The sequence below is a fragment of the Reyranella sp. GW821-FHT12G01 genome (genome assembly GCF_058806575.1).
The window spans coordinates 190469-205062 of the sequence record NZ_JBXAPV010000001.1 but is presented as its reverse complement, the minus strand read 5'-3'; the positions used below and the strand labels follow the sequence as shown (position 1 = coordinate 205062).

Sequence of the window (14594 nt, the reverse complement as noted above, 5' to 3'; positions counted from 1 at the left end):
AGGCCGGACCTGTCGTCCATCAGTCGGGCGTCGGCAGCCATTCCCTTTGACTGCGACGTGCGATCCCATGAGGTTGGCCGCTCGTCGCAACAGCGAGGCCGATCATGAGCAATTCCCGTCATCCCGAGACCCTGTCGCTGCACGCCGGCTGGCGCGCCGATCCCACGACCGGCTCTGTTGCGGTGCCGATCCACCAGACAACGTCGTATCAGTTCCGCGACACCGAGCACGCGTCGAACCTGTTCGCGCTGAAGGAACTCGGCAACATCTACACCCGTATCGGCAACCCGACCGTCGACGTGCTGGAGCAGCGCATCGCCGCCCTCGAAGGCGGCGCGGCAGCACTGGCCGTCAGCTCGGGGCAGGCCGCATCGGCCTTCGCGCTCCAGAACCTCGCCAAGGCCGGCGACAATGTCGTGAGCTCGACCGATCTCTACGGCGGCACCTGGAACCTGTTCGCCCATACGCTGAAGGACCAGGGCATCGAGGTGCGCTTCGTCGATCCGTCCGATCCGCAGGCCTTCGCCCGCGCCACCGATGCGCGCACGCGCGCCTACTACGCCGAGACCCTGCCCAACCCGAAGCTCGCGGTGTTCCCGATCAAGGAAGTGGCCGACATCGGCCGGCCGCTCGGCATTCCGCTGATCGTCGACAATACCGCGGCGCCGATCCTGACGCGGCCCCTCGATCACGGCGCGGCGGTCGTCGTCTATTCCGGCACCAAGTATCTCGGCGGCCACGGCAATTCGATCGCGGGCTTGATCGTCGACGGCGGTAACTTCGACTGGGCCGCGGTGCCTGAGCGTCAGCCGGCGCTGAATACACCCGACCCCAGCTATCACGGCGCGGTCTGGGTCGAGGCGGTGAAGCCGATCGGCCCGGTGGCCTACATCATCAAGGCGCGCACGACCCTGTTGCGCGACCTTGGCTCCGCTCTCTCGCCGTTCAACGCCTTCCTGATCCTGCAGGGCATCGAGACGGTGGCACTGCGCATGGAGCGTCACGTCAAGAACGCGCAGGCCGTCGCCGACTTTCTGGCCAAGCGGCCGGAAGTGGCGAAGGTCATCCATCCCTCGCAGCAGAAGGGCGAGACGCGCCGCCGCGCCGACGCCTATCTCAAGGGCGGCTACGGCGGGCTGGTCGGTTTCGAACTGGCGGCGGGCCGCGAGGCCGGTCGGCGCTTCATCGATTCGCTGAAGCTGCTCTATCACGTCGCCAACATCGGCGATTCACGCAGCCTGGCGATCCATCCCGCCTCGACGACGCACTCGCAGCTCTCGATCGAAGAGCAGCTCGCGACCGGCGTGTCGGATGGCTATGTGCGCCTGTCGATCGGCATCGAGCATATCGACGACATCCTCGCGGATCTGTCGCAGGCGCTCGACGCCGCCGGCAAGCTGAAGAGCGCGGCTTAAAGGCAACTTTGGTCGTTCTTCCTTCAGCGCTCCCGGACATCGCAAGCGATGTCCTGACGCTCAGGAGGCCGAGCTCTGCTCGGCCTTCCACTCCGCAACATGCGCGGCCCGGTCGGGCCGCGGCGGGACCGGGGCGGTCGAGGGGGCGGGCGTGCCGAGGGTGAGGAGGCCGACCAGACGCGACGGCGCCTCGAAGCCCAAAAGCCTGTTCACGTTCGGGTCGTAGCTGTTCGGCCCCGTCACCCACATGGCGCCGTAGCCCAGCATGTGCGCGGCGTTCAGCATGTTCATTGCCGCCGCGCCGGCCGCGAGAAGCTGCTCGATCTCGGGAATGTTGCCCGGCTTCACGATGGCGCCGACCGCGATCAGCATCGGCGTGCGTCGCACCCAGGCGCGATAGCGTTCGGACAAGGTGGCGGCATTCGCCGGATCGCGTGCGGCGACGGCCTCCGCGAGCTTCTCGCCATAGGCCAGCATCGCGTCGCCGCGAATGATGACGAAACGCCAGGGCTTCAGCCGCCCGTGGTCGGGCGCCCGCAGGCCGGCGTCGAGAATCAGGTCGAGGTCGGCGCCCGAGGGCGCCGGCTGCTGGAGTTGGCCCACCGAGCGGCGGGACAGCAATTCGTCGAGGGCGAGCAGGCGAGGCTCGCGCGCATGGGTGATGTCAGGCATGGGAACAGAATTATCCTAATTGCGAACGATTGTCATTTGCGTACTTCGGCAGTCTCCCTGCGAGGAGCCTATACTCCGGCCATGGCGGAAACCGAGATCCGCAAGATCATCCATGTCGACATGGACGCTTTCTATGCGTCGGTGGAGCAGCGCGACGATCCTGCACTGCGCGGCCAGCCGGTCGCGGTCGGCGGGCGGCAGCGCGGCGTCGTGATGGCGGCGAGCTACGAGGCACGCAAGTTCGGCGTGCGCTCGGCCATGCCCTCGGTCACGGCCAAGCGCCTGTGCCCCGAGCTGGTCTTCGTGAAACCGCGCTTCGAGGTCTACAAGGAAGTGTCGCGCCAGATCCGCGAGATCTTCCTCGACTACACGCCGCTGGTGGAGCCGCTGTCGCTCGACGAGGCCTATCTCGACGTGACCACCAACCTCAAGGGCATGCCGCTCGCCTCCGAGATCGCGCGCGAGATCCGCGCCCGCATCCTGGAGCGCACCGGCCTCACCGCCTCGGCCGGCATCTCCTACAACAAGTTTCTGGCCAAGCTCGCGTCGGACCATCGCAAGCCCGACGGCCAGACGGTGATCCCGCCGGAGAAGGGACCGTCCTTCGTCGAGGGCCTGCCGGTCGGCCGCTTCCATGGCGTCGGCCCGAAGACGGCGGAGAAGATGAACCGGCTCGGCATCCATACCGGCGCTGACCTCAAGGCCCAGACGCTCGAATTCCTCGAACAGTATTTCGGTCGCTCCGGCACCTACTATCACGCCATCGCGCGCGGCCATGACGAACGCCGGGTCGTGCCCAACCGGCCGCGCAAGTCGGTGGGATCGGAGACCACCTTCATGGAGGATCTCGACCGGCCGGCGGCCGTCGAGGAGGGCGTCGCCTCCGTGCTCGAAGACGTCTGGGCCTATTGCGAACGCACCGGCATCCTCGGCCGTACCGTCACCGTGAAGATCAAGTACGCCGATTTCCAGATCATCACGCGCAGCCGCACGCTCGAGGAAAGCGTCGACAGCCGCGACCAGCTCGAACGCACGGCACGCGAGCTGGTGCGCTCGATCTTCCCGCTCGAAAAGAAGGTGCGCCTGCTCGGCGTCTCGCTCCATAACCTGCACCTGCGCGAAGAACGCAAGGTGCCGCCCCAGATGACGCTGGCCCTGTAGGGAGACAAGACCATGAACATCTTCATGACCGGTGCGACCGGCTATATCGGCGGCACCATCGCCCGCTGCCTGCTCGACGACGGCCACAAGCTGCGCGGTCTGGTGCGCGATGCCGAGAAGGCGAAGAAACTCGCGTCCTTCGGCGTCGAGCCGGTGATCGGCGGCCTCGACGATGCCGCGATCCTCGCCGCCGAGGCCAAGCGCGCTGACGCGGTGGTCAATACCGCCAACAGCGACCATCGCGGTGCGATCGACGCCTTCCTGGAAGCGCTCGCGGGCTCCGACAAGCCATTCCTCCATACCAGCGGCTCCAGCATCGTGGCCGACGATGCGCATGGCGACGTCGCCTCGGAGAAGATCTACGACGAGGACACGCCGTTCGAGCCGGTGGCCGGGAAGAAGGCCCGCGTCGCCATCGACCGGGCGATTCGCGACGCCAGCCAGCGCGGCGTCCGCTCCATCGTCGTGTGCCCGACCATGATCTACGGCAACGGCCTCGGCCTGGCGCGCGACAGTGCGCAGATCCCCGGTCTCGCGAAGCGGGCCAAGGCCTCGGGCGTGGTGCGCCATGTCGGCAAGGGGCTGAACATCTGGTCGAATGTCCATGTCGAGGACGTGGCCGACATCTACCGCCTGGCGCTCACGAAAGCGCCGGCCGGCGCCTTCTACTTCGCGGAGAACGGCGAGGCTTCGTATCGCGACATCTGCGCGGCAATCGCGCGCCGCCTGAAGCTCGACGGCCCCGAGGTCTGGCCGTTCGCGGACGCCGCGAAGGAGCTGGGCGAGAACAGCGCCGCCTACACATTCGGCTCCAACAGCCGCGTCCGCGGCAAGCGCAGCCGCGGTGAACTGGGCTGGCAGCCGAAGCATTCCTCGGCGACCGCCTGGATCGAGGCGGAGTTGCCGCTCTAGGTAAACGTCGTCCTGAGCGGAGCCGCCCGTAGGGCGGCGCAGTCGAAGGACCTTTTTTCCGGCGCACGGCGTATCGAAACGAAAAGAGGTCCCTCGACTTCGCTGCGCTCCGCTCGGGACGACGGGACCTAGACCTGGACCTCGGCAACCATCCGCTTGAGCAGCGCCGTGTCCGGGTAGACACCGACGCCAGCCTGCAGGTTGTCGGTCATGTGCTCGGGCTTGCCGGTCCCCGGAATGACACAGGTAACGGCGGGGTTCGCCAGCACGAACTTCAGCAGGATCTGCGCCCAGCTCGTGGCGCCGATCTCGCCCGCCCAGTCGGGCAGCTTGCGGGCCGAGAGCTTGCGTAAAAGCCCGCCGCCGCCGAACGGCTGGTTCACGATCACGGCGATGCCACGCTCGGTTGCCAGCGGCAGCAGCCGGCGTTCGACGGCGCGGTCGTCGAGCGCGTAGTTGATCTGCACGAAGTCCCACTTCTCCGCGCGCATCACGCTTTCCAGCTCGTCGTGCGCGCTCTGCGTATAGTGGGTGATACCCAGATAGCGAATACGGCCTTCGGCCTTCCAGGCGCGCAGGGTCGGCAGGTGGGCGCGCCAGTCGACCAGATTATGGATCTGCATCAGGTCGACGCAATCGGTCTTCAGCAGCCGCATCGACGTGCGCATCTGGGCGATGCCGCTGTCGCGGCCGGTCGTCCAGACCTTGGTGGCGATGAAGGCCTTGTCGCGCGTGTGGTTGGCCGCCAGCAGATCGCCGACCACGGCTTCCGCCGAACCGTACATCGGTGACGTGTCGATCACCGATCCGCCGGCCGCGAACAGGAGCCGCAGCACCTCTGCAAGCGGCGCGCGGTCTTCCGGCTTGGCGCCGACATCGAAGGTGCGCCACGTGCCGACGCCGACGACGGGCAGCATCTCGCCCGAAGAAGGGATCTTGCGTTGATGCATGCGAGCTCCGGTCTGTGCCGCCGCTTGTCCCATGGCGAGCGCGCTCGCACTTGCGAGACCGATGAAGCGGGAGCGTGTGAGCGAGTGTGACATTCGGATGTCATTGTTCAGCAGGCATGACCGCAACACCAGCATGGAAAAACGTTGCCGCCATATTGATGCCGTACGCAAAGGGTCTGCTGTGATCGTTCGTCGTTTCGATACTCCCGGCCATTGTCATCTTTCCATGTCGACCCCATCTCAGCCTCGATCGCAGATCGTTCAGCCGGAAGGAGACCGCGCCATGCCCGAGCCCTTCGTCGTCGAAATCTGGGGAAAGCCCGCCGGCGTCGTCCTCAAGGAAGGCAACGCGTTCCGCTTCCATGCTTTCACGCGTCCGTTCTTCCAGCTCGAAGGCCACCAGTTCAGCACGCCGGGTCAGGCGAAGCTCGCCGCCGCGAAGCTCCAGCCGCCGCGCGAAAGCCTGCGCGCCGATTAATGTCTTTCGCCTTGTCGGTCGCCTGAGGGGACGTTAGTCCAATCAGGAACCGACAAGGAGGAAAGCCGTGATCAAGCGCAAGCAGCGTATCCCGTTGCGTGATCTCTCGACGATGAAGCCCGAGGATCGCGAGACCGTCGAGAAGAACTCGATGAACGGGCAGGTGTTCAACATCTTCAAGGTGATGGCCAATCACCCCGCGCTCACCAAGCGCTGGACGCCGTTCGCCGGCCACATCCTGTCGAAGCAGACGCTGCCGTTCCGCGATCGCGAGCTGCTGATCCTGCGCATCGGCTGGCTGAACCAGGCCGAGTACGAGTTCGCTCAGCACGAGCTGATCGCCAAGCGCGGCGGCGTCACCGACGGCGACGTGGCGAACCTCAAGGAAGGCCCGAAGGCCAAGGGCTGGAACGAGCACGAGGCGGCGCTGATGCAACTCGCCGACGACCTGTTCGAGAACTCGGTCGCCTCGGATGCGACTTGGGCCACGCTCTCGAAGACCTACTCGACCGAGCAGCTCATGGACGCCGTCTTCACGGTCGGCCAGTACAATCTCGTCTCGTGGGCGCTGAACAGTTTCGGCGTGCCGCTCGACGACTTCCTGCCGGGCGCCCAGAAGAAGTAGGGCGCTCTCGTCGCACAACCTCATCCTGAGGAGCCGTGCGCGGCACGGCGTCTCGAAGGATGGGCAACAAACGCGGTGCGCGTGCCCACCCTTCGAGACGCGGTCCTTGCGGACCGCTCCTCAGGGTGAGGTCGTTATGTCGTTACAATGACCTAACGCTTCGCGACCTCGACGTTCCAGAACGTCGTGGTCGACGGCGGGCGCAGCCAGCCCCTGGTGCGCGTGCTGACCGCCGAGGCGCTGTACCATTCGCCGAGCGGATAGTGCGTGCCGAGCTTCAGGGCACGCTCCTGGATTTCCTCTGCGATCGCCTTGCGCTTGGCCGCATCCGGCTCCAGCGCATAGGCCTCGCGCATCGCCTCGATCCGCTCGTCGCACGACCAGCCCGCCGAGGCCTTGTCGCAGGCCGAGTTCAGGAACAGCGAGGTGATGGGGTTCACCACGTCGATCACGCCGGTGCTCGACAGGGTGATGTTCCAGCCGCGATCCTCCGGCGGCTCCTTGCGCATGACCCGCGCGAGGTGCGTCTGCCAGTCGGCCGGCCGCATGTCGACCTTGAAGCCGACCCGTTCGAGCTGGGCCTTGGCCACGGGGCCGAGATTGGCGAGCGACGCAAGGTCGGTCACCTGCAGCAGCACGATCGGTCGGCCGTCGTAGCCCGCTTCCTTGAGCAGCGCCTTGGCCTTCTCGACATTGCCTTCGAGCAGGCCCGCCGTGCCCTTGTCGGTGGCGAGCGGCGTGCCGCAGCCATAGTAGGTCTTGCACAGCCGCCAGAACTTCGGATCACCGACGGCGGCGTCCAGAAAGCCCTTCTGGTCGATGGCGTAGCCCAGCGCCAGCCGCATCTTCGGGTCATTGAACGGCGGATGGAGCCAGTTGGGGCGCAGCGAATATTGGCTGGCGTAGGCGCCGCGCTGCACCTCGATGCCCTTGCGCTTCTCGACCAGCGACAGCAGGTCGTGCGCCACCGCTTCCAGCGCATCGACCTCGTTGTTCTCCAGCGCATTCACCGCGGTCTGCGGATCGGCGATCGACACCCATTCGATCCGGTCGACCTTCGCGACCTTGCCGCCGGCGAAGTTGGCGGGCGGCTCGGCGCGCGGCACGTAGTTGGGGTTCTTCACGTAGACGACCCGGTCGCCCGGCCGCCATTCGTCGGTCTTGAAGATGAAGGGACCGGAGCCGATCGGGTCCTTGATCTGCTGCGTGGCCGGCGCGTCGGCGATCTTCCTGGGCATCATGAACGGCACGACGCCGGCCGGCTTGGCCAGCGAATCGATCACGAGGCCGTAGGGTCGCGCGAGTTCGAGGCGGATCGTCTTGGCGTCCGGCGCACTCAGTTCCTTCACGTTCGCCATCAGCTTGAGGCCGACCGGGTCGCGGCTGCCCCAGCGCTTCAGCGAAGCGACGCAGTCCTCGGCGGTGACGGGCGTGCCGTCGTGCCACTTCAGCCCGTCGCGCAGGGTGAAGCTGTAGACGAGGTTCGCTGGATCGACGGCCCAGGTGCTGACCATCTGCGGCTGCGGCTTCAGATCGCCGTCGAGGCCGAACAGCGTGTCGTAGACGAGATAGCCGTGGGTGCGGCTGATCTGCGCCGACGCCCAGATCGGATCGAGGATCTTCAGATCCGAATGCATGACGATCTTGAGCGTCGATTGCGCGGCGGCGGGCGTGGCCAGCGCGAGCGCGGCGACGGCCGCAAGAAGATGACGAAACCTCATGAGCGTTCCCCTTGTCGTTTTTATTCTTCGGCTGAAAGGCCGTTGATCGTCTGCAGCGCGTAGGCGCGGAACTGGCCGAGGATCATGCCCTTCCAGTCGTCGGCATCGACGAAGAAGGCGTCGCGCACCGATTGGCGAATCTCGCGGACCAGCGCGTCGGGCGCATCGGGATGGCCTGCCAGCCACGCCTCGCCGCGCAGCGCGCGCCGCACGACGGGGTTCGGGACGGTGCCGTATTCCAGCGTTGTCGGCGTGATCGCGACTCCCGGGCATTCTTCCGGTGCGCAGCCGGTGATGTGGCCGACGGTGCGCGGCGAGATCGATTCGCCCGCCGTGCTGACGATCAGGTCGCTGCCCCACCAGGCCCTGGCGCGCCGCGTCGTTTCCTCGGAATGGCGGCCGAAGATCTTCTCACCATGGCCGTAGGGGCCGAGGCCGGTATGGACGTCGATCCAGGCGATGTGACGCCGGCTCGTGCCGTGGCTGCGCAGGATCGAGCGGATCGTGCCGTTGCTCCAGGCCGGCGCCGTGCCGCAATAGAAGAGGCCGTCCGGATGCCTGTCCTGTCCGCTCGACACGCCGGGGTTACGCTGGCCGGCGAGGCGCGCCATCTCGGCCGCGAGCTTCTCTTCGTTCGCGGGCGAGGGCGGCCAGTCCTGCGGCACCAGCAGCTCGTGGACCTGCTCGTAGACCGGATTGTCGGGATAGGGCGTCGCGAAGTCGTTGAAGTTGCGGTTGAGGTCGATGTTGTCCTCGTTGGTCCGCTTCAGGTGCGAGAAGCCGAACGGATTGACCGCGTGGATCAGCAGCAGCGCGATGCCGCGATCGGCGGCACGCTTCGCGAGGTCGTCGTTCAGCAGCGCGAGCTGGCAGGCCGAACCGGAGAAACCCTCGGGCCCGTGCGTGCCGGAGCTGACGATGAACAGCCTGGCCGCATCGGCCGGGCCCAGCAGGGCGGTGTCGGTGCCGATTTCTTCTCCCGCCGCGCCCTTCAGCGGATGGACATGGTGCTGCACGGCGGCGCCGGCCCCGCGCGCGGCTTCCAGGAAGCGTTGCCGGGCCTCGCGATAGGTGGCGGAGAAGAACGCGGCGCTCATCTGACCTTCTCGTCGATATAGTCCAGGGTGCGGAAGGCGCCGCCGATCACCGGCAGGAACCACGGCTTGCCCGAATAGAGCGGAATGGACGGCAGCTCCGTCTCGGCGAACGGCACCTTGCCATGCAGGCGGCCGGCAATCGATTGGCCCATCGCGTTGCCGAGGAACGGCATCATCGACACGCCCGAGCCGTTGCAGCCCACGACGAAGTGCAGCCCGTCCAGTTCGCCGGCATGGGGCAGGGCGTCGTAGGTGAAGGCGACGTTGCCCTGCCAGGTGTGCGTGACCTTGGTGTCTTTGAGCTGCGGGAAGCGCTCGACCAGCGACTGATGCAGCAGTTGCGCGCGCAGCTCGCCGGGGATCTCGGTGAAGCGGGCGCGGCCGCCGAAGATCACGCGCTTCCCGTCGGGCGAGATCCGGTAGTAGTGCAGGACGCGCCGCGTCTCGGAGAAGGTGCGGCCCTTGGGACAAAGCTCGCGGATCAGCTCGGCCGGCAGTTCCTCGGTGGCGATGATGTGGCTGGCGATCGGCACCAGCCGCTTCTGCAGGCGCGGCGTGACCTCCGAGGTGTAGCCGTTGGTGGCGACCACGACATGGCGCGCCCGCACCTCGCCCTGGCTGGTGGTGACCTTCCAGCCCTCGCCGTCGCGCGCGAGGCCGGTAGCACGGCAATGGCCGGCCAGGGTCACCGAGTTGCGGCGGCGCACCGCCGCCAGCAGGCCGCCGTAGAACAGCGCCGGGTGCAGCTTGCCCGCCGTCTCGAAGACCATGCCGCCGTGATAGAAGTCGCTGCCGATCTCCTCGCGCTGTTCCTCGCGGGTGATCAGGCGACAGTCGGTGGCGCCGCCGTCGCGCAGCTTGGCGAAGCGGGTGCGCAGGCCCTCATAGTGCGAGGCGGCGCACGCGCCGAGGAAGCGGCCGCGCTGTTCGAGGTAACAGTCGATCTTCTCCTGCTCGACCAGGTCTATCAGCGCGCGATAGGCGTCGATCGCCCAGCCCACCACGTTGCGCACCAGATCGGGCGAATAGTCGAGCGTGCGGCCGGTAAAACTTTTGCCGATCGAGAGGCCGGCGCTCAGCGCGCCGCCGCTGCGCGTCGAGGCACCCGAGCCGAACTCGCCGGCTTCCAGCACGACGCTCTGCACGCCGCCATCGGCCAGCGCGCGCGCCGTCGCGAGCCCGGCATAGCCGCCGCCCACCACCACCACGTCGGTCTTCTTCGGCAGCGACGGCGTCGTGATGGCCTGCGGCCGGAACGCCTCCCACCAGTAGGGCTCGTCCTTGAAATTGCTGGCGAAGATCGACTGGTTAATCGCGGGCATGAACTATCTCACATGCAAAACATTGACAGGGTTGAGTTACGGCTTGAGCGACGAGACGGTCAAAGTCATTGTCCGACGTGGTTAAGTCCGTGAGGTTATGATGATCACGTCACGCCAGCTCGAAGCCTTCCGCGCCATCATGGCCCACGGCACGGTGACGGCCGCCGCCGAGCGGCTGGGCGTGTCGCAGCCCGCGGTGAGCAAGATCCTGGCGGGGCTCGAGCACGAGATCGGCTATCCGCTGTTCACCCGCATCAAGCGGCGGCTGGCGCCGACCAGCGAGGCGCGGCTGCTCGAACAGGAAGTGACGCGGCTCTATCACAGCCTCGAACGGGTGACCGAGATGGCGCGCGAGATCCGCGAGCGTCAGGTCGGCGACCTCCTGATCTATTCGACGCCGGCGCTCGGCCGTTCGGTGCTGCCCGACGTCATGGCAACGTTCATGAAGCGCCACACCAAGGCGCACATCGTCTTCCACGTCCGCAGCTCGACCTACATCAACCAGAAGATGGTCGACCAGCAGATCGATCTCGGCTTCTCGATGATGCCCTTCGAGCATCCCTCGATGGTGACGGAGGAATTGAGCCGCGCCACCGCCGTCTGCGTCCTGCCGGGCGACCACCGGCTGGCCAAGCGCAAGGTGATCCGCCCCGCCGACCTGCGCGGCGAACGCTTCCTGTCGTTCCCGCTCGACGGGCGCATGCGCCACCTGATCGACGCGGCCTTCGAGCAGGAGCGGATCGAGCGGCAATTGCAAATCGACGTCTATTCCTCGGCCGATGCCTGCGCGCTGGCGGCACGGGGCCTCGGCGTGTCGATCGTCGAGCCCTTCACGGCGCGCGACTATCTCGGCGACGGCATCGCCGTCGTGCCGTTCGAGCCGCGCATCCGCTACCTGTTCCGCGCGATGCGGCCGCGCTACCGCAAGCCCTCGCGGCTGGCCGACGCCTTCCTCGACGCGGTGAAGGCGCACCTCAAGGCGAAGGGTTGGTAGGGCCGAGCGAAGCTCGGCCCAATGAGCGACAGGACATTGCTTGCAATGTCCGAGAGCGCCGAAGGACGAGCGACCGGTCTGACCCCTCCGTCGGCGTAAGACGCCGACACCTCCCCATTTGAATGGGGAGGCAGATGAGTCTGGCTCGCCTCGAAACCTATGCCGGGTCATGGGCCACGAAGAATTCGAGGCCGATCAGCCGCTCCAGCAGCATCACCACAACCAGGGTAACGACGACGGTTGCGGTCGAGATGGCTGCCAGTACCGGCGAGGCGTTTTCCTGGATGAAGGCGTAGATCTGGACAGGAAGAGTGGTGACCTGGGGGCCGGTGAGGAACATCGTGATCGTCACCTCGTCGAACGAGATGATGAACGAGAAGAGCAGCGCCGTGACGAGGCCGGAGCGCGCGAGCGGCAGCGCGATGCCGAGCGCAATGCGGCGTTCGTCGGCGCCCAGCAGCGAGGCCGCCTCGACGATCTCGCCGTCGATCCGCTGCAGCGCCACGACGATCGGCCGCCACGCGAAGGGAAGCGTGCAGACGATGTGGGCGATCACGATGCCGGTCGCCGAGCCGAGATAGCCCGCCATCGCCAGCACGTTGACCAGCGCGACCCCGAGCGCGGCGTGCGGGAAGAACAGCGGCGACATCACCGCCAGCTCGAAGCCCGGCAGCCAGCGCGGCCGCAGCCGATGGCAGGCATAGGCGCCGGCAAAGGCGATGGCGGTGACCAGCACCGAGACCACGGCGGCGATGCCGAGGGAGGTGGCGAAGGCTTCGATCCAGCGCGGATCGGTGGTGGCCTCGGCATACCAGCGGAGACTGAGTTCGCCCGGCGGGAAGCGGAGATAACCGGCGGCGGCGAACGACGTTGCGCCGATCACCACGATGGGCAGCGGCAGGAACAGCAGCAGCGCGAAGGAGCCGGCGCGGCCGAGCTTGATCAACGATGCGTTCATCGGTCGGCCTTCGGCACCAGGGCCGCTTCGGCGGCGCGCAGCAAAGCGAGGCCGACGCCGCTCAGCAGCAGCAGGCAGATCGCCCAGGCCGAGGCCTTGCTCATGTTGAAGTTGTAGACGACCTCTTGATAGATCTGCGTGCCGGCCATCTTCTGGCGGATGCCGCCCAGCAGGATCGGCGTCACGATGGCGCCCATCGAGGTGAGGAAGGTGATGCTGAGGCCGGTGAAGACGCCGGGCAGCGACAAGGGCAGCACGACCCGGCGCCACGTCTCGAAGCCGCCGGCACCCAGCGATTCGCTGGCCTCCTCCAGGCGGTTGTCGATCTGCAGCAGGACCGAGAGGGTGGCGATCACCGAGAAGGGGATCAGCACGTGCGTGAGGCCGATCACCACGCCGAGGTCGTTGAAGATCAGCGGCACCGGCGACTGGATGACGCCGGCCCATTTCAGCGTCTCGTTCAGGAAGCCCTTGGGCCCGAGGATCACCAGCCAGCCATAGGTGCGCACGACCAGGCTGACGAGCCACGGCACCAGCACGATCACCAGCAGGAGGTTGCGCCATTTCGGCAGCCGCCACAGCAGCAAGGCGATCGGATAGGCCAGCACCGCCGAGGCGACCGCGACGATGGACGCGATCGACACGGTGCGCAGGAAGACCTCGTGATAGTCGGCGCGTTCGAGGATCTGCCTGAAATATATCAGCGAGAACCCGTCCTTGACCCAGAAGGCATGGAACAGGAGCAGCGCCACCGAGCCCAGGAAGAGCGAGAGCACCAGCAGGGCCGGCAGCAGCAGCCAGCCCAGGCTCTTCGGTGCGGAGGTGGCGCTGCGCATCTCAGGTGCCGGCCGCGAAGCCCGGCGGGAATTCGGCCGAGGCACCGGTCTCGGCGTCGAACGCTTCGGCAAGCTTGATGAGATGTCCCTCGGCGTACCACGGCGCCACGAAGTGGATGCCGATGGGCAGGCCCACCTTCGAACGGCCGAACGGGATCGAGATCGCCGGATGGCCCGTCATGTTGAAGGGGATCGTGTAGGTGTACCAGGCCGAGCGCAGGTCCCCGAGCGGCTTGCCGTCGACGACCAGCGGCTCGAACTGGTTCTGGGTGGCGAGCGGCGCCGGGGTGGCGACGGTCGGCGTCAGCAGCAGGTCGCAATCGGCGAACAGGCCCTGCACCGACTTGAACGCCGTCGTGCGGTCGACGAGCGCGCGGCGAAGCTGCACCACGTCGACCGAATCGCCCTCGTCCAGCGTCTTGGCGAAGGACGGATCGAGATCGTTGCGGCGGTTCTTCAGGATGTCGGCGAAGCGTTCGATCTGGTTGGCGCGCAGGATGATGCGCGCGACGTCGAGCTTCCAGTCGATTTCGCGACCGTCCATCTCCTTGATCTTCGCGCCCTGCTTGTCGAGGAAGGCGAGCGCGGCATCGAGGCGGGCCTCGGTGTCCGGGTCGAGATAGCCGCCGGTCATGCGGCGGATCACGGTGATGCGCTTGCCGGCGATCGGATGCTCGCCGGACTTGTCCGGCCAGGCGAAGGCTTCGCGGCCGATGGCCAGGGTCCACGGATCGTTGGGATGGCTGCCCGACATCGAGGCGAGGCCGGCGCCGAGATCGCTGGGATGGCGCGCCATCACGCCGAGATAGGTGAGCTGGCCGAACTGGTCCGGCGGCACCTCGTGCGGCACGCGGCCCAGCGTCGCCTTCAGCCCGTAGACGCCGCAGCAGGCGGCCGGGATGCGGCCCGAGCCCGCGCCGTCGGTCGACATGGCGATCGGGCCGAGGCCCAGTGCCACCGACACCGCCGCGCCGCCGCTCGACCCGCCGCTGGTGTGCTCGCGGTTCCACGGGTTGCGCGTGATGCCGTGCAGCGGGCTGTCGGTCAGCACCTTGTGGCCGAACTCCGGCGTCGTGGTCTTGGCGAACAGGACGGCGTCGGCCGCACGCCACTGGGCGATCGCCTCGGCGTCCATCGACGGCACATTGTCCTTCATGGTGATCGAGGCGAAGGCGGTGCGCAGGCCCTTGGTCAGGATCAGGTCCTTGGCCGAGACCGGCACGCCCGCCAGTGCACCGAAGGAGCCGCCGGCCTTGCGCCGCGCGTCGAGCGCGTCGGCCGCGGCGCGGGCGCCGTCGGCATCGAGCGTCGCGATGGGGTTGAACGGCTCGGCCTTCTTGGTGCGTTCCAGCAGGCCCTCGACGATGTCGCGCGCGGCGACCTTTCCGGCGGTGAAGGCCTTTACGTGGTCAGCGACGGTACGGCCGGCAAAATCCTGGGCGGACATGATCGT

General features: G+C 67.1%; 14 protein-coding genes. 6 read left to right on the top strand and 8 right to left on the bottom strand.

From position 1 onward, the window contains the following. The first annotated feature begins 104 nt into the window (after positions 1-104). Entirely contained in the window at positions 105-1415 is a 1311-nt protein-coding gene (locus AC1RP5_RS01000) for an O-acetylhomoserine aminocarboxypropyltransferase/cysteine synthase family protein (RefSeq protein WP_493108697.1), read from the top strand. Between the two features lie 60 nt (positions 1416-1475). Here the strand turns inward: AC1RP5_RS01000 and AC1RP5_RS00995 are convergent, their stop codons facing one another. After that, on the bottom strand, positions 1476-2087 hold the full coding sequence (locus tag AC1RP5_RS00995; protein WP_493108696.1) for a nitroreductase family protein: 612 nt from the start codon (positions 2085-2087) through the stop codon (positions 1476-1478). An 81-nt stretch (positions 2088-2168) separates the two neighbouring features. Between AC1RP5_RS00995 and dinB the strand changes: the two genes are divergently transcribed. Next, a complete protein-coding gene (gene dinB, locus AC1RP5_RS00990) occupies positions 2169-3248 on the top strand; it encodes a DNA polymerase IV (protein ID WP_493108695.1) in 1080 nt (359 codons plus the stop codon). A 12-nt stretch (positions 3249-3260) separates the two neighbouring features. Further along, a complete protein-coding gene (locus AC1RP5_RS00985; protein WP_493108694.1) occupies positions 3261-4160 on the top strand; it encodes an NAD-dependent epimerase/dehydratase family protein in 900 nt (299 codons plus the stop codon). A 128-nt stretch (positions 4161-4288) separates the two neighbouring features. On the opposite strand, the gene AC1RP5_RS00980 is transcribed toward AC1RP5_RS00985, so the two are convergent. Beyond that, the gene (locus tag AC1RP5_RS00980) at positions 4289-5110 is read right to left on the bottom strand and encodes an aldo/keto reductase (RefSeq protein ID WP_493108693.1); all 822 of its coding nucleotides are present in this window, start codon (positions 5108-5110) and stop codon (positions 4289-4291) included. 283 nt (positions 5111-5393) lie between these two features. Between AC1RP5_RS00980 and AC1RP5_RS00975 the strand changes: the two genes are divergently transcribed. Further along, positions 5394-5588 (top strand): hypothetical protein, encoded by a 195-nt coding sequence (locus AC1RP5_RS00975; RefSeq protein WP_493108692.1) that lies wholly within the window; start codon positions 5394-5396, stop codon positions 5586-5588. 67 nt (positions 5589-5655) lie between these two features. Next, on the top strand, positions 5656-6213 hold the full coding sequence (locus AC1RP5_RS00970) for a carboxymuconolactone decarboxylase family protein (protein ID WP_493108691.1): 558 nt from the start codon (positions 5656-5658) through the stop codon (positions 6211-6213). A gap of 152 nt (positions 6214-6365) precedes the next feature. On the opposite strand, the gene AC1RP5_RS00965 is transcribed toward AC1RP5_RS00970, so the two are convergent. Genes AC1RP5_RS00965 through AC1RP5_RS00955 form a run of 3 tightly spaced genes read right to left on the bottom strand, consistent with a single transcriptional unit; the run spans position 6366 to position 10353 of the window. After that, complete coding sequence (locus AC1RP5_RS00965; protein WP_493108690.1) at positions 6366-7934, bottom strand: ABC transporter substrate-binding protein; 1569 nt, start codon at positions 7932-7934, stop codon at positions 6366-6368. Between the two features lie 20 nt (positions 7935-7954). Further along, positions 7955-9031: a M14 family metallopeptidase gene (locus tag AC1RP5_RS00960; protein ID WP_493108689.1), complete on the bottom strand. Its 1077-nt coding sequence runs from the start codon at positions 9029-9031 to the stop codon at positions 7955-7957. Then, on the bottom strand, positions 9028-10353 hold the full coding sequence (locus tag AC1RP5_RS00955; protein WP_493108688.1) for an NAD(P)/FAD-dependent oxidoreductase: 1326 nt from the start codon (positions 10351-10353) through the stop codon (positions 9028-9030). Before AC1RP5_RS00955 ends, AC1RP5_RS00960 begins: the two co-directional genes overlap by 4 nt. 100 nt (positions 10354-10453) lie before the next feature. On the opposite strand from AC1RP5_RS00955, the gene AC1RP5_RS00950 reads away from it, so the two are divergent. After that, positions 10454-11347: a LysR family transcriptional regulator gene (locus AC1RP5_RS00950; RefSeq protein WP_493108687.1), complete on the top strand. Its 894-nt coding sequence runs from the start codon at positions 10454-10456 to the stop codon at positions 11345-11347. Between the two features lie 157 nt (positions 11348-11504). Here AC1RP5_RS00950 and AC1RP5_RS00945 read toward each other — a convergent pair whose 3' ends face one another. Genes AC1RP5_RS00945 through AC1RP5_RS00935 form a run of 3 tightly spaced genes read right to left on the bottom strand, consistent with a single transcriptional unit; the run spans position 11505 to position 14588 of the window. Further along, entirely contained in the window at positions 11505-12305 is an 801-nt protein-coding gene (locus AC1RP5_RS00945; protein WP_493108686.1) for an ABC transporter permease, read from the bottom strand. Further along, on the bottom strand, positions 12302-13141 hold the full coding sequence (locus AC1RP5_RS00940) for an ABC transporter permease (protein WP_493108685.1): 840 nt from the start codon (positions 13139-13141) through the stop codon (positions 12302-12304). Before AC1RP5_RS00940 ends, AC1RP5_RS00945 begins: the two co-directional genes overlap by 4 nt. A 1-nt stretch (position 13142) precedes the next feature. Next, positions 13143-14588 carry an amidase gene (locus AC1RP5_RS00935; RefSeq protein ID WP_493108684.1) on the bottom strand — a complete coding sequence of 482 codons (1446 nt, stop codon included), beginning with the start codon at positions 14586-14588 and terminating at the stop codon, positions 13143-13145. Positions 14589-14594: the final 6 nt, after the last annotated feature.